Genomic DNA, 395 nt, shown 5'->3' on the forward strand with positions numbered 1-395 from the left:
ATCCACACCCAGACTGGTCAGCATATCGAGAACCGCGCGGGTTTCAACCCGTGAAGCAATCACTTCCCGTTTCATGTAGTGCGCCATATCCACCATGGACTTCACCATGGCCTGATCGGTTTCACTGGTGTCCAGTTGGCTGGTGAAGGCGCTGTCCAGCTTGATCATGTCCACCGGCAGGCTGCGCATGAACTGGAACGACGTTGGCCCACTGCCAAAATCCCCCAGGCAGAAACGGCATCCCAGCTCCTTCATTTCCTCAATGAATTCTGAAATGCCCTGAATGTCGTTGATCGCGGAGGCCTCGGTTATTTCGAACCACAGTCGTTCAATGGGTGCGTCCTTCTGGCTCAGCTTGTCGTAAATAAACTCCATCAACTGCTGATCATTCAACG

General features: G+C 53.2%; 1 protein-coding gene. It reads right to left on the bottom strand.

Annotated elements, in window-relative coordinates; genetic code table 11:
- Nucleotides 1-395: EAL domain-containing protein (locus BIU97_RS07900; RefSeq protein ID WP_139195960.1), on the bottom strand; the 395-nt coding region annotated here is incomplete at both ends.

This window comes from Curtobacterium sp. MCBA15_009 (genome assembly GCF_001864895.1).
Taxonomy (GTDB): domain Bacteria; phylum Actinomycetota; class Actinomycetes; order Actinomycetales; family Microbacteriaceae; genus Curtobacterium.